This is a genomic window from Chryseobacterium gambrini, assembly GCF_027920505.1.
Taxonomy (GTDB): Bacteria; Bacteroidota; Bacteroidia; order Flavobacteriales; family Weeksellaceae; genus Chryseobacterium; species Chryseobacterium gambrini.
In genome coordinates this window covers 3229507-3251518 of the sequence record NZ_CP115857.1, presented here as the reverse complement: position 1 = coordinate 3251518, position 22012 = coordinate 3229507, and the positions used below count along the sequence as shown (strand labels likewise).

The window sequence follows — 22012 nt, the reverse complement described above, 5'->3', positions numbered from 1 at the left end:
GTGAATGTTCATTCGATTTTAATAAAAAAGCTAAACAGCAAAAAAGAGCGGTTCATTACAAACCACTCTTGAAAAACACACTGCTTCAAAAATATTGAAGTTTTAGTATAATCTTTGGATGGATAGATAAATCACCCTCATATTATCTGCTGTACTGGTTGTATTCATATTATCAACCGTAGGAAAATAATAGACTCTGTACCATTTATCATCTAAAGAAAGGTCCATTGTAAGTACTTCCTGATGTCCGCCTTCCCCGCTTCCTGTTGTTCTTGGTGTTGTAGATCCTAAGATATCATTATATCCTACTCCGTAGTAAATTCCGTTATCGAGTTCCATGTATGCAGAAGGAGCAAGGGTAGCTCCTGAACCTGTAGGTGTGCTTGGAGCCAAAAGATAATTTGAGGCATTAAAACGGTCTACGTTGGTTAAGGCACTAAACCACAGTTTCACCGGAGATGAAGATGTATTTACCAGTCTTGGCCACATCGTTACGCTTCCGTTTCCTCCGTTGGAAGCTCCGTTGAACCATGCATCAAGTCTTATTTTCCCTCCGATAATCGGCAAATCTGTAACAAAAGCACTCATCCAGCCAGAGACATTTGCGGAAAATCCGGCTTTGTAAAATACGAGATCTCCGGGAGCCAGTCCGTCTCCTGCTCCAATTACGGCATTACATGTTTTGCCTCCGATATTTAAAGAAAATGTGGTTGTAATGGGACTTGTTACAGTAGGTGTTCCGGAAACGGTATAACTCAGCGTTCCTGAGCCGGAGTTAAAATTTCCTGCGGATAAAGTTGCAGTCAGTCCGTTTACAGGACCTATCGTCTGTGCAGCATAAATTCCTCCGTTTCCTCCGGTATAAGGAACATTCATTGTTCCGGTGTAAGGAACACCTGTTGTGTATGTACTCGGAGAGAGGGTAATTCCGTTACAGGTAATTGCCCCTACTGTTCCGGGCGCTAAAGATCCGTTATTAAAGGTTCTCCACTCTGTTCCGTTCCAAAAAACATAGCCGTTATAGACTAATCCTCCGGTTCCTAAATTGTAAACCAAGAGTCCTGTTGCCGGAGAAGGGATGGTTGTCTGGTCTGTCTGTGAAGTTAGCGCTGCTTTCGGACCCAAAAATCCTTTCTTGCTTCCTGAAGCCAGTCCGTCCACATTCACGTCCAACAGTGCAGAAGAATTTGGCGAGTTGGTTCCAATCCCAACATTACCGGATGAGGTTACCACAAAATCATTTGCCTGTTGTGCAGCCGTAGGATTTCCTGTTGACGGATTGTCTTTCGATCCGTCCACATGGAAAACCCCTTTTGGATTAGAGGTATTAATCCCCACTTGGGAATAAAAAAGATTAAAAGAAGCGATAGTAATGGATAAAATAATTTTTCTCATAATAATGTTTTAAAGAGTTTTTGAAAGGGGTCTTTTTCAATTGTGTTTCATTTGTTGTTTTTAGAGTTTTGTAAACCTGATTTATCTTGTTTAATTTTTCTCTGATAATGTATTCTTCGTTTTAGACTGATTTTTCTAGAATTCCGGACGATGTGTTTAATTTAATATTCATTATCAATTTATTTTTTTCTAATTTTGAATAATATCTTTCTTTTTGTTTGTAATAAATAAAAAGATGTTTGCACCTTATCACGAAAAAACCTTATTCTAAGGAGAATTGATTTGACACATTTTTATAGTTAAAAATTGTTTTGCAAAGTTATTCTCGTTGATAAATCAAAAAAAGACATGTGTAAATCATAATCTTGAAAATGATTTATAATGATTATATTTGCCTACATATCAGTTCTTTAAAAAAGTCATTTATGGTAAATGACTGCTTAGATTATAAAATGAAGTAAAAATACGGATGGGTACAAAACATGAACAAATTGAAAAACTGAAGCAAGAGCTCATGGACAGGTATGTAATTCTCATGCTTATCATTTTAGCTTTTTTTATTTTTATTTTTACTTTTTACACTTATGATAATTTTCTGATCTGGTATTTGGGATCAGCATTATTTTTTCTTGGGTACACTTATTTTCTGATGAGAGGAAGATTTAAACAATCTACAATTGTTCATCTTCATCTGTTAATAGCGCCTCTTTTCAATATTTATATTGTTCTGGCTTTTTGGGATTATTCGGTGGTAAGTTTTTGCTGGTATCTGCCCATTCCGATGGGTGCATACATTTTCTTTTCAAAAAAAGAGGTTTTTCTTTATACGCTTTATACTGTACTTATTATTTTAGCCAGTTATTTTATTACCGCAAATTTCAATCTGGAATTTCCTGAACGTACCCAGAAAACAGTCTTGTTTACCGATATTATCATCATTATTTCCAATATTTTAGTGGTTACGCTGCTTATTTATTATAAAGACAAAATAAGAAAGCTGGAAATTCTTTCGGAATTTGAAAAAACAGAAAAGACAATAATTGCAGAGGATAAAAAGACAGCCGATATTTCTACAGAAAATACTGCTGAAAACATAGAAAGTATGGAAAAACTTTTTTCCAGAATTGAAACTTCCATGAACGAAAAACTGTTGTTTAAAGATGTAAAATTCAATCTTTCTGCTTTAAGTGTTGCACTGGACGTTAACAACACTTATATTTCAAAAGCGATCCGTTACAAAGGGTATCCTAATTTTAACAGTTATCTGAATACATGCAGGGTAAATTATGTGAAAAAACTATTCACCGAAATCGATTTTCAGAAAGCAACGTTAATGTATGTGTATACGGAAGCCGGATTTTCGAACCAGTCGACTTTTAACCGTGCTTTTAAACAGATTGAAGGGATAACGCCTTCGGAATATTTCCAGAAACATCTTAAAAATACCATTTAATTGTGTTTTTAAAATGTGCTATCTTTGAATAAATTATTTTCAATGAAAATTCTTATCGTGAATGGTCCCAATCTGAATTTATTAGGAACCCGAGAGCCCGAAATTTACGGAACAGTTTCCATGGAGGATTATCTGGATCGTCTAAAAACCGATTTTCCCTCCCATCAACTGGAATATTATCAGTCTAATATCGAGGGTGAAATTATCAACCAGCTTCAGAAAGATGAATTTGATGCTCTGATTATTAATCCGGGAGCTTTTACGCATTATTCTTATGCTATTGCCGACTGTTTAAAGAATATCCGAAAACCAAAAGTTGAGGTTCACATCAGCAATATTTACAAAAGAGAAGAATTCCGCCAGAAATCTGTAACTGCGGCAAATACGGATGCTGTTTTATCCGGTTTCGGGATGGAAGGCTACAGACTGGCTGTTTTAAGTCTGAAATAATTTCCCGAGAAATTTTCAGGAATACAAATAAAAAATCCTCATCTTGCGATGAGGATTTCTATTTTTAGTTGGTTGTCTGCTCCTGTAACTGAGGACCGGAAGGAATTAATTTTTTACCTTCTTCGGTGTTGCAGTACTGCTCAAAGTTTTTAATGTATCTTGAAGCTAAGTCTTTTGCTTTTTCTTCCCATTCAGAAGCATCATTATAAGTATTTCTCGGATCTAAAATTCCTTCTGAAACATTTGGCAATGCTGTAGGAACTTCCAGATTCATAATCGGAATTCTTGTTTTCGGAACATTTTCGATAGATCCGTCGATGATGGCATCGATAATAGCTCTTGTATCTTTCAGAGAAATTCTCTTTCCTGTTCCGTTCCATCCTGTGTTTACCAGATATGCTTTTGCACCGTGTTCTTTCATTTTCCCGATTAATGTTTTAGAGTACATTGTTGGGTGCAATGTTAAGAAAGCTTCCCCGAATGCAGGAGAGAAAGACGGTTCCGGAGAGGTAATTCCTCTTTCAGTTCCCGCTAATTTCGATGTATACCCGCAAAGGAAATGGTATTGTGCCTGATCTTCATCCAGAATAGAAACCGGAGGCAATACTCCGAAAGCATCTGCTGAAAGATACACGATCTTTTTTGCGTGTCCTGCTTTTGAAGGCAGAACAATTTTATTGATATGATAAATAGGATAAGAAACTCTTGTATTTTCTGTGATTGATCCGTCTGTATAATCTGAAACACCATTGTTTACCACAACGTTTTCCAAAAGCGCATCTCTTTTAATGGCTCTGAAAATATCCGGTTCTTTTTCTTCCGAAAGATCGATAACTTTTGCATAGCAACCTCCTTCATAGTTGAACACTCCGTTGTTATCCCAACCGTGTTCGTCGTCTCCGATCAGATATCTTTTAGGATCTGCCGACAAAGTTGTTTTTCCTGTTCCTGAAAGTCCGAAGAAAAGAGCTACGTCTCCTTCTTCTCCTACATTTGCAGAACAGTGCATTGAAGCCATTCCTTTTAGCGGAAGGTAATAGTTCATCATTGCGAACATTCCTTTTTTCATTTCTCCGCCGTACCATGTTCCTCCGATGATCTGAAGTTTTTCAGTGAGGTTGAACATCACGAAGTTTTCAGAATTCAGTTCCTGTGCTTCCCAGTTTGGATTCGTTGTTTTAGAACCATTGATTACGGTAAAATCCGGCTCACCAAAGTTTTCCAGCTCATAATGAGAAGGACGGATGAACATATTGGTAACGAAATGTGCCTGCCACGCTACTTCAACGATGAACCTCACTTTTAGTCTCGTATCTGCATTGGTTCCGCAGAAAGCATCTACTACATAAATTTTCTTTGCAGCAGCAAGTTGGTTCAGCACTAAATCTTTACAAGACGCAAAAATTTCCGGAGTAGTCGGCAAGTTTACTTTTCCGTCCCAGAAAATCGTTTCTCTTGTAACATCATCCTGAACTATGTACCTGTCTTTAGGAGAACGACCTGTGAAAATTCCTGTTTTTACTGATACTGCACCAGATTCCGTAAGCTCAGCTTTCTCAAAGCCCTGATTTTCAGGAGAAACTTCAGCCTGATACAATTCTTCGTAAGACGGATTGTACACTACTTCGTAATTTCCTTTAATCCCTAATTTTTCTAAATCTTGGATGATTTTAGCGTGTTTCATTTTACTTATATTTTCTATTTCTTTTTTGGGTATAACAAAATTAAATATTAATTAATTGTTAAAGGTGGTTAAATATAATGATATAAGTCAGAATGACAAATAAAAAATAAACCTTGTAAAAAATTGAAAATCAATTAATTATTTCAGACCATTCGAAAATTGTGTGAAAACCTTTTCCCCAAAAATAGTCCTTAAAGCCGTCAAATTTTGAGCTCATTACAAAATCTCCTCCCCAAGCTCCCAAACTTTTAACAAAAACAGGGCAATCTGGAAAAAATTTAGCCTTAACTGTAGGAATTTCAAGAAAATCCGATATTTTTTGCTCATGAATCAACATTAGCTGAGAAAAATTTTCCAATTCGTTGCATAGTAAAATATTTCTTGTAATATCCGAAAATTCATCAACCCTTTTTTGGGACTTGGCTTTAGACTTGTAAAAACTGATTCCTTCACGGCTGTCCTGTTTTTGATTTAAGTGAATAAAAATCAATTCATCTTTAAAGGAAGGATTAAAATTTACCTTTTCATATTTAATTTCAGGAACACCTTGATACAGCACTGCCGATTTCTCTTTTGCCACAGCAATATCGTATCCGCTTCCGCCCAGACTTATCTTATTTAAATAAAACGGATCAATTTCTGCCCATTCGGCAAGATTGGTCATTAAAGTAGAGCTGCTTCCAAGTCCGTAATCCGCAGGAAACTGAAGGTTGGTCTTTAAATGGTAAGTAAAATTATTTTTGAATGTAATAGCAGAAAGTGACTGAACATTTTTTAATGTCTTTAAAATAAATTCAGCACTTGCCGGAATATTGGTTTCTAAAATCTGCCAGTTCTGATAATCGATGACAGCTTTCAGCCATAATTTGTTCTGATGATAGGCTTCCCAGAAAATGAGAGATTTTTCATCGTGAATTTCTTTAAAAGAAAACTCTTGTCCCAGCTTGGTAGGTACCGCTAAGACAAGAGCTCCGTCCATTGCGAAATATTCTGAAGTAAGCATCAGCTTTCCCGGTGAAAATATCTCGCCCATGATTTCTTATTAATTAGATTGCAGAAGCTACATCTACAGAAGAATCAATTTTTTTGATGAGTCCCTGTAATGTTTTTCCCGGTCCTACTTCCACGAAGTTATTGGCACCGTCTTTAATCATATTCTGAACAGACTGCGTCCATTTTACAGGACCTGTAAGCTGTGCAATTAGGTTTTTCTTAATTTCTTCAGGATCAGAAACTGCGGTGGTGGTAATATTCTGGTATACCGGAATGGTTGCTTTTCTGAATTTTGTTTTTTCTATTGCCGCGGCCAATCTTTCCTGCGCTTACTGCATCAATGGAGAATGGAATGCTCCGTTTACAGGTAATAATAAGGCTCTTTTTGCTCCTGCTTCTTTCAGCTTTGCACAAGCTTCTTCTACAGAGGCTGTTTCGCCGGAAATAACCAACTGTCCCGGACAGTTATAATTTGCAGGAACGACAACTCCGCTGATTGATGCACAGATTTCTTCCACTTTAGCATCTTCCAGTCCTAAAATAGCTGCCATAGAACTTGGATTGGCATCACAAGCTTCCTGCATTGCTTTTGCTCTTTCGGAAACCAGTTTCAGACCGTCGTCAAAAGATAAAACTCCATTGGCAACCAATGCTGAAAATTCTCCTAAAGAATGTCCTGCAACCATTTCAGCTCCAAGACCGTTTACTGCTTTCAGGGCAGCAACCGAGTGGATAAAAATTGAAGGCTGGGTAACCTCCGTTTTTTTAAGATCTTCATCCGTTCCTCTGAACATCATCGAAAGGATATCAAACCCTAAAATTTCGTTGGCAGATTCCATCAGATCTTTGATGTCTTTTCTAGAATCGTACAATTCTTTTCCCATTCCTACGAACTGAGAACCCTGCCCTGGAAATACAAGTGCTTTCATGTATTAATTTAAAATATTATGCAAATATAATTATAATGTTAACAATATTCTTTAAAACACAATCAAATGATTAAGGAACCAATCTGATAACGCGGTACCCTGTGTTTACATAGGCTCCGTTTGCTTTGGATTTTACAAACTCAAATTTTGTGGCAAGCTGAGTCTGTACCTTATTCATCTGTTTGAAGATTTCTCCTTTTTTGTTTTCTCTGGTCAGCATATCATTCACGATATCAAAACCTACTATGGCAAACTTTGGAGGTGTTTTACAGTATTTATTTTTATAAGCGGCAAGAATTTCTTTTTCGAAGCTTCCGTCTGTATTGATCTTTCTGTCCATTAAATAGACAAGATTTGCCTGACTAAGATCATCTACTTTTTTCTCGAAAACCGGAGCGTAATGCATACTGAAAGCTTTTACTCCCTGAACTTCTTTGGATAAAGCGATTACTCTGTTGGCAAAAGCTTCACCTGCCGTATCACTATCACTTGCTAAAATCGCGATCACCGGAGCAGACTGTCCCGTCATCATATTTTTATCAAGCTGAATATCCGCCGAAGAGTTTACGATGGTGATATTTGGATTTCTGAGTGTTTTCTCAAGACCTGCTTTAATATAATTGGCATTTTCTTTTTTAGAATCTGCAACCACATAAATTTTCTGATCCGAGAATGCAGATTTTACTTCTTCTACAATTTTATCGGCATAGGTCTGATCATTGGTTTCCACAATAATCAGGTTGCTGTAGTTGTACAATTCCGGAGAGTTTGCAAATGGCGCAACAATCGGGATTTTCTGGTTTTTTGTGAAATCCAGAACATCTACAACATTCGACTTGAAGAACGGACCGATAATCAAGTCTGTATTATCCGGATTTATCTGGGTTAATGAATTTCGGAACGAAGCTTCGTTTCCGGAATCCACAATTTTTATATCTAATTTTTGTCCGTTTCTGGCATTTCTTTCAATGGCAAGTTTTGCCCCCGTAAGAAAATCCAAAGCCATTGTACGATATTGTGTTTCTCCTGTGCTGTAGCCAAAAGGAAGCATCATTACAACGCTTAATGCATCTCCGTTTTTCTTTACGTAGGCAGGATCCAGTTTTTTAATTTTCAGAACCATTCCTGTTTTAAGCCCTTTGGAAAGTTCAGGATTCAAAGCGGTTAATTCATCAATCGTGATTCCGAATTTATTCACAATCGAGAAAACGGTATCTCCCTGCTGAACGGTATACGTTACATAATCATCATCAGCAACGGTATTTGTTCCGTTTGTAGATCTTTCGTTTCCTGAATCTACTTTGGTTTTCGGATTTGAATTTTCTTCAAAAACATCAGCTCCTGAGTTTTTCGTTCCTGCTTTTTTTATTTTAATCGTTTCCCCCGGCTTTAATCCTTTTTCTTCCAATCCGGGATTCAGGGCAAACAATTCTTCTTTTGTAATATTGAACTGTCTTGAAATTCTGTAGTAATTATCTTTCTGCTGTACAATATATTCGTCTTCTGAAGCTTTTGTAGTGTGAGTTTCGGCAACAGTTTCAACAGGTTTTTCTACCGGAGAAGTATGTACCGCAACATTTTGCTCTCCTCCATATTTCTTAATGCTTTCAAGAGGCAGGGTAATTTCATCACCTATTTTCATGTGAGCATCCAGTTCAGGATTCAGTTTTCTGAGATCTGTTTCGGATATTCTGTATTGTTTTGTGATTCCGTAGATGGTTTGTTTCGGCTGAAGAATAATTTTTCCAAGCTGAGAATTATTTACAGGTTTTGAAGCAACAGGTGTTTTTGATGAAGCAGAAGCTGCCTTATCATTTTTTACTGTAAGAACATCTCCAAGCGCCAATTTACCGTCTTTCACTTTCGGATTTAGTTTTAGCAATTCTTCTACAGTAAGTCCGTATTTTTTAGCAATGTTGTAAGGAGTATCTCCTTTTACAACGGTATGCGATTTCTGGGCAGACATACCCAAAACCATACATAAACTGGACAGAATAAAAAACCTCTTTATCATATTCGGTGATTATAAATGCAAAAATACTTCTTTAAAATTAAATGGCAATAATTATTAGTTTTGAAAAAAATTTCAACTAAAATTCGGAGTGTGCTCCGGATCAGAATTTGACTTTTTTAGTTATGCTCTAAATAATATGCAGTATTATATACCATGCTTTCGAGCTAAAAATTATTATCCTGAGAATTTCAGTACATCTCTTTTGTAGGAGAGATATAAGAATTTTACATCATTACGTTCATTTTTAAAACGCAATAATAGATTCTTTATCCTTAATAAGCAATAACTATAAATTCCGACTCTCTTATTTCTATTTTTTCTAAACAAAAATCTAACCACTGATATCCATGATCTGCAAAAAATGCGCTAAAATTATAAACCCTTTCCTGCCAATTCTTAGAAGGATTTACATCTAAAAACAGATTTTCCAGTCTTTCCATCAATTCGCTTTTTTTAATCTTTTCTGCATGAAGAAGACGTTTTTTCATTCTTTTAAAAGATTTTAACTGTCTTACTTCTTCTGCTTTCACCATATTTCCGAAAGATTTTTCGGTGGTTTCGGCAATCTTTTTAAGTTCGGCAAACTGACTGATGAGTGTATTTTCCTTTTGCTCCAACATTTCCAGAATGGAATTATCTTCCAGCATTTTATTGTTGATGACCGTCGTAAAGTTCTGGAAGAAGTCTTCTACTTTCAGATTCAGTTTTTTTATTTTCCCCAATGTTTTTTCTTTTAAAAACAGCATTGAATTTCGGGGAATCAGGATCGGAAAAGGAACATTTATGTTTGAAAAGTAATCTTTGAGTTCCAGCCAGTACATGATTTCTGCATTTCCTCCAATGTAAGCAAGGTTGGGAAGAATAGTTTCCTGATAAACTGGACGCATCAGTGCATTCGGACTAAATTTTTCCGGAGAATTTTCAAGTTCATTTAAAATTTCTTCTTTGGTAAACTGAATATTTTTATCTACCACAAAGTATTTCTGACCGTCAAAATCTATTCTGTCTCTCGTGTCCGAAAGGTAGAATAAATTAATTTCGCGCGGATTTACCTGAACTTTTCCGTATTTACAAGTTAAGAAATCTACTTTTTCTTTTGAATTTTTATATAAGCTGAAATTCAGTAGTTCATCTTTGAACGTTTCTTTGATCTGATTTTTAAGAGCTTTGGAATCACCATCCAAAATCAGTAAGCCAAAATCTGAAAACAGTCTGTTGACTAAAATCCGGATTGCCTGAGTTAATGTATGTCCGGTTTTATAAGCTTCTTTCAGCATTAAAATCAGTTCCGTCCCAAAAACATAGTCTTTGAATTCTCTTTCAAATTCAGATATGAAAAATGTATCGTTAATTTCTATTCTTCCAACCGGACCGCCTGATTTTTCGTTGATTTCGTAGAAATTGTTCTCGGTTTTAAAATGGTTGATTTCCGCAAAGTCGTGATCTTCGGAAGCCATCCAATATACAGGAACAAAATTAAATTCAGGAAAATTTTCTTTTAAATAAGTACAGGTTTTAATAGTCTGTAAAATCTTGTATACAAAAAATACAGGTCCTGAAAAGAGATTTAACTGATGACCGGTGGTGATGGTAAAGGTATTGGGAAGTCTTAAATGATCTATATTTTCATTCTGCCTTGAAGAAAGTTCAAGATGGGCAAGCTGTCTTTCTAAATTGCTTGCTAAAATATTTCTCCGATCCGCCGTGAAAGAATTTTGTTTCTGCGCGATCTGTTTCTTAAAATGATCTAAAGAAAATGTTTTTTCTTCAAATCCCTCGATATCATGATTTAAAAAATCTTTGATTAACTGAGGAATGCTTTGGATATCCTGAAAAGATATTTTATTGATAGTTTTCAACTTGTCTATATTTTAGTTGAACAAATACCATACAATTCCCAGATTCAGTCTGAAATCGTAGACCGGATAACTTGGAAATGCATACGCTTTGTTGTTAGAAAGGAAAGTTCCGACCTGTTGTCCTTCAATAAAAAAGAACATTTTTTTAACTTTCAGATTGAAATAAACATCGGCAATCGGCTGTCCTCCGATAGAAAATGAATTGGAACCCGGTAAGATGTATTCGTTAAGAATTGGAAAAAATTCCCGTGATGCAAATTTCGAAAAATAATATACTTTAATTCCGGTCTGAATTTCCGCCGCATTTTTAAAGGCTTTGGACTGGAAGAAGAAATTGGCACGACCTATAAAACTTGGTAACGGAAGCAAATCTTTGTTGGTTAAAACATTCTGGAAGTGCAGTCTTGTATTTAAATGAAATTTACCATAGCTAAAAGTAGCATCACCTCCGATCTGCGAAATATTAACGGGACTTCCGCTTTGCTGAGGCATTGCAATTGCATCAAAGTATGTATAATTATCTATTCTGAAATAGTTCGCGAACAATTCTGTTTTGAACCACTTCAGTCCGACGCTTCCTCCGATTTCTGAGATGGTTTGGTTCTGGGCGTTCTGAAAATAATAGTTGTAATTATTATACACTGAAGTATTCAACAAATAATTGAAGGACGGATAAGCGCTTTGAAAGTTTACTTTTGCATTCACAAAGTAATCTTTTACCGGCTCAAATTTCAGATTGTTTGTTGTTTTTAAATAAGTTCCAAACTGGCTTCCGTTAGAAAATTCCAAAAATGAATTTAACTGGATTTTATCAAAAAGTTTAATCTGTAAATTTCCTACTGCCCCGATTCGGCTTTCTTTAATTTCTGTAGGAATCACTAAAATCGGAAGGGTAATTTCATTGGAGCCAAATTTCAGCATCTGGTAACGGAGACCGGCATCAAGTTTAAATTTTTCATTATCCCAAACCAGACTTACTGTATTGCTGAAGTTGTCTGAATATTTTTTTGAAGTAAGCGGAGCTCCTGTCACCAGTTCATCCGGAGCATCGTACCAGTAAGTTTCAGCGGAACTTTGGGCATAGTAATATTTGTTTCCCTGATGAGAAATGGTATGTCTTATTTTAAAAGGAATTTTTTCTGATTTAAACGGGGCAAACTGATGGGTTAAATAATATCTTCTGTAGGAATACTGTGAGCTTGAAGATGTAAGATTCACCTGCATATTCTGTCTGTTTCTTGAATTGCTGTCGCCGTTTTGAAATAAACTGTCTACTGCAATTCCACCATTTTCCTGATTATTTACATTCTGATGGAGATAATGCGCAAACAATTCATAATTTCCGCTTTTTGAGACGTAATGTCCTGTAAACAAAGTATTGTTATTGGATGCCAATGAATTTCTGTACATTCCCTGAGAACGTAATCCGCTGTATTCCAAAGAAAAATTAAATCTTTTCCCAATGTTCTGTGTGTAAGAAGATCTTAAAGCCGCTCCGTTTTTCATTGCATTATGATAAATGAAGGTTGCGGTCGGTGTTTTTACGTCATAGTAATTGATATCATTAACGCCTAAAATCCAATATGATTTGTTGGTTGGTAATAGTGATAAATTTTGTTCAGCATTCACTTCGTACGTAAGCGGATTAAATCCTGCACCTATGTTTGCGACCTGCGCTCTTCCAAAGTTATCTTTATTGTTATACTGAGAAAAAATATACGTTTTATCGAAAGTCATTACCGTATCAAAGACTTTCTTTTCAGAAAACTGCTTCTGATAGAGATAATCATTAATAGTCGGTTTAAATATTTTTAAAGAGTCTTTTTTCCCGGAATCGATAACGAGCGTGTCTTTATCTTTGGGAAGCTTATTGAAGTCTGTTTTGTTGACGACCTGGGCTTGAGCTGCTACACTCAGGAAAAATATGATGGAAAATAGGTATTTCATTTATTTTTATTGTAAAGCAAAAATAAGAAATAATAGGGAATAAAAAACCCCGCTTGAATTGCGGGGTTGATAATGTATTTAATTATTGATTCTGTTTACACAATGGGTTTGAGTCTATCTCTTGTCTTGGTATCTTAAACTGCCATCTAGGATCTGTATTTGCAATAATATAAGTACTATTAATTACAGAAGCGACATGATTAACATTAGCTGTAGGAACCGTTACGCCATTCATTCTATTTCTTTCTACAGGAAGGTTTAATCTTTTTAAGTCAAACCATCTGAATCCTTCTCCCCATAATTCTAATCTTCTACTATTCATAATTTCAGTAATATATGCTGCTCCTGTATTTGTAGAAGTGTAACTAGGATTTCTATTTTTTGCCAAAATTTCAAATACTGTTTTGGATGCTGCTTCCTGTCCGTTTCTTGCTAATGCTTCAGCCTCAATAAGTATCATTTCAGCCACTCTCATATAAGGAACATCACATCTACTATCAGATACTGAAACTGATAAAAACTTTTGAGAAGTGTATGGTCTTTTTGTATAGTTGGAAGGCAATCCTAAACTTGTATGATTTCCAGTAGGATCAAAATTTGCCTTTCTGATATCTGTAGACGGAAATGCATCATACAATGGTCTATAAATCGCTTTTGGTGCAGTTCTGATTGTAGTTGAATTGTAGTTTCTAGACATATAAGCTCCAAAATTCCCAAAATAATCTGTATTATCTGGTAGTATTTCGCTTGCCCACATCCACTCATTATTAGAAATCTTATTAAATCCTAAAACATACTCTGCATTTGTCATCAAAGGAAGAGTACCTCTAGCTTCATTCGCCAATTGTGCTGCTAAAGCCCATTCTTGCTGAGTTAAATAAACTCTTGCTTTTATCCCTTTAGCTATGCTTACATTGAATTGAGATTTATGATCTCTTGTCTTACCTGCTAATAAAGCAATTGCCTTATCCAAATCCAAGTGAATTTGATCATACGTTTCTTTTACAGTGCTTCGTTTCATCGGATCAAGAGAGTTTGTAAGTCGAAGAATTACACCTCCATCAGCATCATTATTAGCTAAAGTCTTATCATATCTTTTAGAGTAAATTTGAACTAACTGAAAAAATGCCCAAGCTCTGTATGCATAAGCCTCACCCAATGCTTTATCTCTAAGAGCAGTTTCAACAACCTGATTAGAAGGCTCAATGAAAACCTTAGGAGCATTATCTATTACTATGTTTGCATTTCCTATTATTTTATAGTAAAATCTCCAAGGATAGTTTGTCCCAGTACTTGTGTCTATATCTGCCGAAAGCCATCTAAGATCTGCAATATGCCAGTTTGCACCAGTTCCAGTATGCACTAAATCATCTGCCATAGAATCAAACATAACAATAGCTCCTGTTTGACCATTATAGCCCTGCCCATATGGAGTTCTAACGTACATATCTCGGTGAATACCATTGATAATATTCATAAGTCCTTGTGGTTTTTCAACAACATCTGAATAACCCAATCGATCAGTAGGCGTTGTTTCTAAATAATCAGACTGACAACTAACGGCAACAAATAACAAAAGCAATGCTGCATATTTGAATTTAATTTTTTTAAATATCTGTTTCATCTTTTTTAATTTTATTTAAGTTTCAATTTAAAATGAATCACAAATTTGGATAATAAAGTGATCATTTATATTTTATTTTAGAAAGATGCGTTTACACCAAAACTGAATATCCTAGCAGGAGTAAATCTGTTTGTAGTCTCTCCTGAGAAGTTTTCTTGCGGCTCTAATCCCTTTCTCTTAGTTTTAATATACAAGTTTTCACCACTTATAAACATATCTAATCTACTAAAACCTAGTGTTTTAGTAACATCTTCACCAAACTTATATCCTAATGTAACATTTCTAAGATTAATAAATGAAGCATCAACTAACCATCTAGTAGAAGCTACATCATATTGTGCAGATAAAGAACTATCAAATCTTGGAACATCAGTAACATCACCTGGATTTTGCCAACGATTAAGAGCATCAGCATGTAAAGCTCTACCTTGTGGATATCCAGTCATAAGTAAGGCATAATTAGAATCGTTGATCTTGCCTCCTATCTGATAAGTAACTAATGCAGTTAAAGTAAAGTTTTTATATCTAAATTCATTATTTATACTTCCAAAAACGTCAGGAATAGCAGAATCAGCAAAATCATATTTTGCTCTAGCTGCCCTGTTGGTAACCCATACCCCGTTTATTTGTTTATCCTGACCTGCAATTGGAGCAGAAGCCAAAGTTGGGTCTAATAAGAATAATCCATCACCATTAGATGGATCTACTCCATACCACTGTCTTAACCAATAATCATAGATGGATCTTCCTTCTGTTAATTTTTTTGAACCTGATATAATTTCTGGTTGACCATTTGGCATTTTTGAAATCTGATTTTTCAGAGTCGAAGCATTAATTGTAATATCCCATCCTCCTTTTTCACCATTTATAATCCCTACAGTAAGGGAAGCTTCAATCCCTTTATTATACATCGCTCCAACGTTTCTAAAAACATTATTACTTGGAACACCCGCACTCATTGGAACAGGAACATTAAATAACAATCCATCAGTTTCTCGCTTATACCATTCTACAGATCCTTTTATTCTTCTATTTAAAAAGGCAAAATCTAAACCTACATCAAATTGGTTATTACTTTCCCAAGTGATATTTGGATCCGCTTGTGTTCCAAAGACGACTCCTGGTAAACCTGCGTTATTATTATATTCAAATAAAGTCTGGTATGCATAGAACCCAATTCCTTGATCATTTCCAACTTCTCCATATGAAGATCTTAATTTAAATTCATCAATAAATTTAAGATTATCCATAAAAGACTCTTTGTTTACTCTCCAACCAGCTCCTGCTGACCAAAAAGTATTCCATCTTTTATCTGGTGCAAACCTTGAAGAAGCATCTCTTCTAATAGATCCTGATAAAAGATATTTTTCATTAAAGTCATAATTAGCTCTAGCAAAAAAAGCTTCTTTATTGTAAGTATCCGTATATGAAGTTAATGAAGTAGGAGTAATGAAATTTACTAAATCATCATTATTAGCTCCAACTTGTCCTTGTTTATAGCCATAGAAAGACTCAAAAGTATATTTATTATTCTCATGGCCTAATAATACATCAATATTGTGAGAACCAAACTTTTTAGTATAATTCAACAATTGAATGAAATTCACAGAGTATGTATTCTCGCTTGTTCTTGAAGCTGCACCAGCGGGAGCTGCATCTCCTAAAATATTATTTTGGTATTCTCTATTGTAAGCATTTCTAAGATCATAACCTCCAATGATAGATAATTTAAGATCTTTTAACAATTTAAAATCGGCAAAAACTCTGGACGTGATATTGTTAGCCCTTGTAATATCACTATTTAAAATTCTTTCATATATAGCATTTCTTCCTGGACTTGCATTAGCTCCTCTTGCTCCTAGCCATTCATATACTTTGTCACCATTGGAATCAAAAATATTACTCCCATCTGCATTATGAGAATAAGGGCTATAGATAGGTCCAATTGACCTAGAAAAACGATATGGATTAATAATTGCTGAATTATTATCAGCTCCATTGTAACTATTTTCAGTTTTTGTATTAGTAGCAGCTAAATTAATTCCAACTTTTACCCAAGGTTTAAGTTGTGATTCAACATTTAATCTTGCTGTAAATCTTTCAAGTCCAGATTTAACTAAATATCCTTGATCATTTAAGTATCCTAAAGAAGCAAAATATGTAGTTTTTTCACCTCCCCCTGCGTAACTTAAATCATAACTTTGTCTAAGTCCTGTTTTGAATAACGGTTTAGACCAGTCAAAATCATTATATTTAAGAGTTTGATCACCAGTTACAACACCATTTACAACTACTGCATTGTTTGCAACATTTTTATAAACATTTACACCAAGATTTGCAATTAAATTGTCACTCGCCCAAGTATTCGCTAAAGCAGTTGTAGCACTAGCTCCAGTAGTTAAACGTCCATTTCTAAGAGCTTCCCAATTTAGTAGATAATAATCTGCAATCCCAACTCTATCATACTCAGGAACTCCTCTTTGAGAAATACCAGTCTGTAAAGAAAAGTTAACTACATCTCTTCCCTTTCTTCCCTTCTTTGTAGTGATTAATATAACTCCATTTGCAGCAGAAGATCCATATAAAGATGTAGACGCCGCATCTTTTAATACATTAATAGATTCAACGTCTAATGAATTTATTGCGGAAACCGAGCCGTTATAAATTACTCCATCAACTACATATAGTGGATTGTTACCTGCGCTTATTGAGGAAAATCCTCTGATTCTAATTGCCGGTAATGATCCTGGTTGCCCAGAGCCTGCGGAAACCTGAATTCCTGGAGCAGCACCATCTATTGCATTCGCAACATTCGTTACTGGTCTATCTTTGAAACTATCACTTCCAATTTGTACATTTGAGCCAATAACAGTTTCTTTTTTTTGCTTTCCATAAGCAACAACTACAACTTCTTCTATCTCTTTTGTAGATATAGTATCCTTTCTCTTTTGCTGAGCCGATGCTATTTCTCCTAAAAAGAAAAAAGCTCCAATAGTTAGTACTTTTAATTTCACATTCATATTAACAGTTTTTTAATATTTTAACAAAAGCAAATATGTTAATAAATTTTAACATTAACAAATTTTTAACTTTTTATATTTTATGTAATCTAAACAAATCTTATTAAAAAAAAATGCTTAGCATAACTGTTTTGAATATTTAATTTATATTTTGTTTATTATTATAATTATTTTTTTATTAAATAATGTTTTAACATTTAAAAACAGGTTGTCCTTTAGATAATTTAGACTAATTATAAATAAAAATAATCCAGCTCAATTTGAACTGGATTATTTTCTTTTTAAATAATTATATGATTACTTCAACTTCTTCTTCACCGCAACCTCTTCATAAACTTCAAGAATGTCGCCCTGTTCGATATCGTTGTATCCTTTCAGGTTCAATCCGCATTCGTAACCTTTGGTTACCTCTTTTACGTCATCTTTGAAACGTTTTAAACTTTCAAGTTCACCATCGAATTTCACGATGCCATCTCTAAGCAAGCGCACTTTAGACTGTCTTGTAACTTTTCCGGTAAGAACCATACAACCTGCAATGGTTCCCACTTTAGAAATTTTGAATACTTCACGAATCTCAACATTACCGATAACCTGCTCCTGAATTTCAGGAGAAAGCATTCCTTCCATCGCTTCTTTTACCTCATCAATCGCTTTATAGATTACAGAATAAGTTCTGATTTCAATTTCTTCACGGTCTGCAAGATCTTTAGCATTTGCTCCGGCTCTTACATTAAATCCAATAATAATAGCATCAGATGCTGCCGCTAAGTTGATATCAGATTCAGTGATCTGTCCGACACCAGAGTGAAGGATTTTCACGCTGATCTCTTCTGTTGATAATCTTTGTAACTGATCAGAAAGCGCTTCTACCGAACCATCCACGTCACCTTTAAGGATAATATTCAACTCTTTGAATTCTCCTAAAGCAATACGTCTACCCAATTCTTCAAGTGTCGTATGCTTTTTAGTTCTGATGGAAAGTTCTCTCTGAAGCTGTTCTCTCTTGTTGGCAATTGCTTTACCTTCACTTTCATCAGCGTAAACACGGAATTTATCTCCCGCTGTAGGCGCTCCATCAAGACCTAAAATGGTAGCCGGAATTGAAGGACCTGCTTCTGTAAGGTTTTTCCCTCTCTCATCAAGCAAAGCCTTTACTTTACCATGGTTTTTACCAGCCACTACATAATCACCAACTTTTAAAGTTCCGGTCTGTACAAGCATTGTTGCAACATACCCTCTACCTTTATCCAAAGATGCTTCGATAACAACTCCGTTAGCGGAACGTTCTGGGTTTGCTTTTAACTCAAGCATTTCTGCCTGAAGCAATACCTTTTCAAGTAACGCATCTACATTATTACCAAATTTCGCTGAAATTTCCTGAGCCTGTACATTTCCTCCCCATTCTTCTACCAAAACTGATGGATTAAGACCGGAAAGCTGCTGACGGATATTATCAGGATTCGCATTTGGTTTATCTACTTTATTGATGGCAATAATCATTGGAACTCCCGCTGCCTGCGCGTGAGAAATTGCTTCCTTCGTCTGTGGCATCACATCATCATCGGCAGCAATTACGATAATGGCAATATCGGTAACCTGCGCACCTCTTGCTCTCATCGCCGTAAAGGCTTCGTGACCCGGGGTATCTAAGAATGTAATTCTTTGTCCGTTTTCCAATTTTACATTATATGCTCCAATATGCTGCGTAATTCCTCCGGATTCACCGGCGATTACGTTTGTTTTTCTAACGTAGTCAAGCAATGATGTCTTACCGTGGTCTACGTGTCCCATTACTGTTACAATCGGAGCTCTTGGCAATAAATCTTCTTCAGAATCGATTTCCTCTTCTGCTTCAGATTCTCCAAGATCTGCATCAGAGAATTCTATTTTATATCCAAATTCATCTGCTACCAATAATAAGGTATCCGCTTCCAGCCTTTGGTTCATGGTAACCATTACTCCCAATGAGAAACAAGCAGAAATTACTTCTGTAGGAGACACGTTCATTAAACTCGCCAATTCACCAACCGTGATGAATTCGGTTACTTTTAATGTTCTGTCTGCTGCATCAATTTCCTGCTGACGCTCGTCCTGTTCTCTACGGAAGTTTCTCTTATCTTTTCTGTGCTTAGCAGATTTAGATTTACCTCCTTTATTGGTTAATTTTTCAAGGGTTTCCTTGATCTGGTTTTTAACTTGTTCATCCGTTAATTCAACAGGCATTGTTCTTTGACCCGGTCTGTTACCTCCTTGTCCGCCTCTGTTGAATCCACCTCTGTTTCCACCTTGTCCACCCTGACCTTGAGGACGGTTTCCTTGTCCGCCCTGGTTATTTCCAAAACGGTTTCCACCTTGACCTCCTTGTCCTTGAGGACGGTTTCCTTGTCCACCCTGACCTTGAGGACGATTTCCTTGTGCGCCCTGGTTATTTCCAAAACGGTTTCCACCTTGACCTCCCTGTCCTTGTGGACGGTTTCCTTGTCCTTGATTATTTCCTCCCTGTTGGTTATTGTTTCCACCCTGCTGATTTCCTCCGCCCGGCTTCTCAATTCTTTTTCTTTTCTTTTTAGCTCCCGCTCCCTGTTTAGGCGCAAACTGAGTTAAATCGATTTTTTCTCCAACAATTTTAGGACCATCAAGTTTTTGATAAACCGTTTCAATTTTTTGTGGTTCCTGAGATTCCTCTTCTGCTTTTGCAGGTTCAGCCGTTTTTTCTTCAACGGGTTTTGCAACAGGTTTTTCAGCAACAACAGGTTGCGGAGTTTCTTTTACAGGTTCTGCAGGTTTAGCCACAGGTTTTTCTTCTTCTTTTTTCTCTTCCGCTTTTAGTTTATCTTTTTTCACAGGTCTGTTTCTGGATTCGATCTGGGAAAGATCTATTTTATCCAAAACTTTAAATTCCTGTTTTTCAGGAGTTGCTTTTACTTCAGGAGCAGGCGCAACTTCTTCTTTTTTCTCTTCCACCACAGGTTGCGGTTTCTGAGCCGGAACTTCTTCAGCTTCAGGCTTTTTAGACTCTAGATCTATTTTACCTAAAATTTTAGTTTCCGGTTTGTTAGCTTTAGCTCTTATTACTTCAGGGGTTTTCTTTTCTTCAATTTCCAGTTTTTCTTCCGGAACTTTCGTGATCACCACCTCATGGGAAGCTTTACGTTGCTCGCCGTCCTTGGCAAACTCAGCCTCCAATGCAGAATATGCCGCTTCTTCTAATTGAGCGTTAGGATTGCTTTCAACCTCAATGCCCTTTGACTGTAAAAATTCTACTAATCTGGACATCGAAATATTGAATTCCTTAACCGCTTTATTTAATCTAATTTTTGGCATCTATATTATTTACTATTTTTTTTAATTCTTAAAATTAAAGTATTTCTTTTTTACTGTTTATTAAAATTTATTTACAAATCTTAATCTTCGAATTCTTCTCTCAGAATACGTTTTACTTCTTCAATCGTTTCCTCTTCAAGGTCAACCATATTCAGTAAGCTTACAGTTTCCTTGTCTAAAACTGATTTTGCAGTAGTAAGACCTACTTTCTTAAATTCATCCAAAATCCACTGCTCGATATCATCATTGAACTCTGTAAGCTCAACATCATCATCTTCGCTGGATTCTCTATGCACATCAATCTCATAACCTGTCAACCAAGAAGCAAGTCTGATATTCTGACCCTGTTTTCCAATTACCTTAGAAATCTCTTCAACCGGAGTGTATACTAAAGCATATTCTTGCTCCTCGTTGATGTCAATTTTATTGATGGTAACATTTCCTAAAGCTCTCTTCACCAAAATCTCAGGGTTTTTGGACCACTGAATAACATCGATGTTCTCATTTCTCAACTCTCTTACCACTCCATGAATTCTGGATCCTTTTACCCCTACACAAGCTCCTACCGGATCTATTCTGTCGTCGTAAGCATCTACTGCAATCTTCGCCTTTTCTCCAGGAATTCTTACTACTTTCTTAAGCATAATAGTTCCGTCCTGAATTTCAGGGATTTCCAGCTCTAATAGTTTTTCTAAGAATTTAGGTGCAGTTCTGGAAATAATAATCTGCGGTTTTGAACCTTTGAAATCTACTGTTTCAACAATAGCTCTGATATTCTCACCCTTTTTAAAGAAATCGGATGGAATCTGATTTTCTTTAGGCAAAATGAATTCGTTCCCCTCATCATCCAGCAAAATCACGTGCTTATGACGGATATGGTGGATCTCTCCTACTACAATCTCCCCGATTCTGTCTTTAAACTGCTCGTACAACATCGCATTGTTGTGCTCCTGCAATTTTGTAGCCAAGATCTGCTTTAAGGTAAGAATATTTCTTCTTCCCAACTGTGCAACAGGAATTTCCATCGTAAAATCTTCTCCCACTTCAAAAGTAGGGTCAATTTTCTTAGCTTCAGAGATCTCGATTTCCAAATCATCATCTTCAGACATTTCGTCCTCCACGATCGTTTTATTTAAAAATATCTGAAAATCTCCTTTATCAGGGTTTACAATCACATCAAAATGATCATCCGAATCATATCTTTTTCTCAAAAGTGTCTTCAGAGAATCTTCAATAATTGCCATAAGATCAATCTTACTGATCCCTTTTTCGTCTTTAAAATCACCGAAGGATTCAATCAACGCTATATTGTCCATTTAT

12 protein-coding genes and 1 pseudogene are annotated in these 22012 nt (G+C 35.9%); 2 read left to right on the top strand and 11 right to left on the bottom strand.

Annotation, left to right across the window (positions count from 1 at the left end; all coding sequences use genetic code 11):
• Positions 1-102: 102 nt before the first annotated feature.
• A complete protein-coding gene (locus PFY09_RS14830) occupies positions 103-1395 on the bottom strand; it encodes a hypothetical protein (RefSeq protein ID WP_271160218.1) in 1293 nt (430 codons plus the stop codon).
• 469 nt (positions 1396-1864) lie between these two features.
• On the opposite strand from PFY09_RS14830, the gene PFY09_RS14825 reads away from it, so the two are divergent.
• Positions 1865-2848: a helix-turn-helix domain-containing protein gene (locus PFY09_RS14825; protein ID WP_268052542.1), complete on the top strand. Its 984-nt coding sequence runs from the start codon at positions 1865-1867 to the stop codon at positions 2846-2848.
• Positions 2849-2890: 42 nt separating this feature from the next.
• On the top strand, positions 2891-3298 hold the full coding sequence (locus tag PFY09_RS14820) for a type II 3-dehydroquinate dehydratase (RefSeq protein ID WP_256039551.1): 408 nt from the start codon (positions 2891-2893) through the stop codon (positions 3296-3298).
• A 64-nt stretch (positions 3299-3362) separates the two neighbouring features.
• On the opposite strand, the gene pckA is transcribed toward PFY09_RS14820, so the two are convergent.
• From pckA to nusA, 10 genes and pseudogenes are all read right to left on the bottom strand, one after another.
• A complete protein-coding gene (pckA, locus tag PFY09_RS14815; protein WP_271160217.1) occupies positions 3363-4982 on the bottom strand; it encodes a phosphoenolpyruvate carboxykinase (ATP) in 1620 nt (539 codons plus the stop codon).
• Between the two features lie 130 nt (positions 4983-5112).
• Positions 5113-6015 (bottom strand): GYDIA family GHMP kinase, encoded by a 903-nt coding sequence (locus tag PFY09_RS14810; protein ID WP_271160216.1) that lies wholly within the window; start codon positions 6013-6015, stop codon positions 5113-5115.
• A gap of 13 nt (positions 6016-6028) precedes the next feature.
• A pseudogene (fabD, locus tag PFY09_RS14805) lies at positions 6029-6904 on the bottom strand (ACP S-malonyltransferase).
• Positions 6905-6974: 70 nt separating this feature from the next.
• Positions 6975-8918 carry a LysM peptidoglycan-binding domain-containing protein gene (locus PFY09_RS14800; RefSeq protein WP_271160215.1) on the bottom strand — a complete coding sequence of 648 codons (1944 nt, stop codon included), beginning with the start codon at positions 8916-8918 and terminating at the stop codon, positions 6975-6977.
• Between the two features lie 272 nt (positions 8919-9190).
• Complete coding sequence (bshC, locus tag PFY09_RS14795; protein ID WP_271160214.1) at positions 9191-10777, bottom strand: bacillithiol biosynthesis cysteine-adding enzyme BshC; 1587 nt, start codon at positions 10775-10777, stop codon at positions 9191-9193.
• 12 nt (positions 10778-10789) lie between these two features.
• Positions 10790-12724: a putative porin gene (locus tag PFY09_RS14790; RefSeq protein WP_271160213.1), complete on the bottom strand. Its 1935-nt coding sequence runs from the start codon at positions 12722-12724 to the stop codon at positions 10790-10792.
• A gap of 82 nt (positions 12725-12806) precedes the next feature.
• Complete coding sequence (locus PFY09_RS14785; protein ID WP_271160212.1) at positions 12807-14348, bottom strand: RagB/SusD family nutrient uptake outer membrane protein; 1542 nt, start codon at positions 14346-14348, stop codon at positions 12807-12809.
• Between the two features lie 77 nt (positions 14349-14425).
• The gene (locus tag PFY09_RS14780; protein WP_271160211.1) at positions 14426-17368 is read right to left on the bottom strand and encodes a SusC/RagA family TonB-linked outer membrane protein; all 2943 of its coding nucleotides are present in this window, start codon (positions 17366-17368) and stop codon (positions 14426-14428) included.
• A gap of 297 nt (positions 17369-17665) precedes the next feature.
• Positions 17666-20692 (bottom strand): translation initiation factor IF-2, encoded by a 3027-nt coding sequence (gene infB, locus PFY09_RS14775; RefSeq protein ID WP_271160210.1) that lies wholly within the window; start codon positions 20690-20692, stop codon positions 17666-17668.
• A gap of 80 nt (positions 20693-20772) precedes the next feature.
• Entirely contained in the window at positions 20773-22008 is a 1236-nt protein-coding gene (nusA, locus tag PFY09_RS14770) for a transcription termination factor NusA (protein WP_076391760.1), read from the bottom strand.
• Positions 22009-22012 lie beyond the last annotated feature (4 nt).

Bases quoted from the DNA above. Each gene is read 5' to 3' on its own strand.
- PFY09_RS14830 (WP_271160218.1), bottom strand. From the start codon at position 1,395: ATGAGAAAAATTATTTTATCCATTACTATCGCTTCTTTTAATCTTTTT.
- PFY09_RS14825 (WP_268052542.1), top strand. From the start codon at position 1,865: ATGGGTACAAAACATGAACAAATTGAAAAACTGAAGCAAGAGCTCATG.
- PFY09_RS14820 (WP_256039551.1), top strand. From the start codon at position 2,891: ATGAAAATTCTTATCGTGAATGGTCCCAATCTGAATTTATTAGGAACC.
- pckA (WP_271160217.1), bottom strand. From the start codon at position 4,982: ATGAAACACGCTAAAATCATCCAAGATTTAGAAAAATTAGGGATTAAA.
- PFY09_RS14810 (WP_271160216.1), bottom strand. From the start codon at position 6,015: ATGGGCGAGATATTTTCACCGGGAAAGCTGATGCTTACTTCAGAATAT.
- PFY09_RS14800 (WP_271160215.1), bottom strand. From the start codon at position 8,918: ATGATAAAGAGGTTTTTTATTCTGTCCAGTTTATGTATGGTTTTGGGT.
- PFY09_RS14790 (WP_271160213.1), bottom strand. From the start codon at position 12,724: ATGAAATACCTATTTTCCATCATATTTTTCCTGAGTGTAGCAGCTCAA.
- PFY09_RS14785 (WP_271160212.1), bottom strand. From the start codon at position 14,348: ATGAAACAGATATTTAAAAAAATTAAATTCAAATATGCAGCATTGCTT.
- PFY09_RS14780 (WP_271160211.1), bottom strand. From the start codon at position 17,368: ATGAATGTGAAATTAAAAGTACTAACTATTGGAGCTTTTTTCTTTTTA.
- infB (WP_271160210.1), bottom strand. From the start codon at position 20,692: ATGCCAAAAATTAGATTAAATAAAGCGGTTAAGGAATTCAATATTTCG.
- nusA (WP_076391760.1), bottom strand. From the start codon at position 22,008: ATGGACAATATAGCGTTGATTGAATCCTTCGGTGATTTTAAAGACGAA.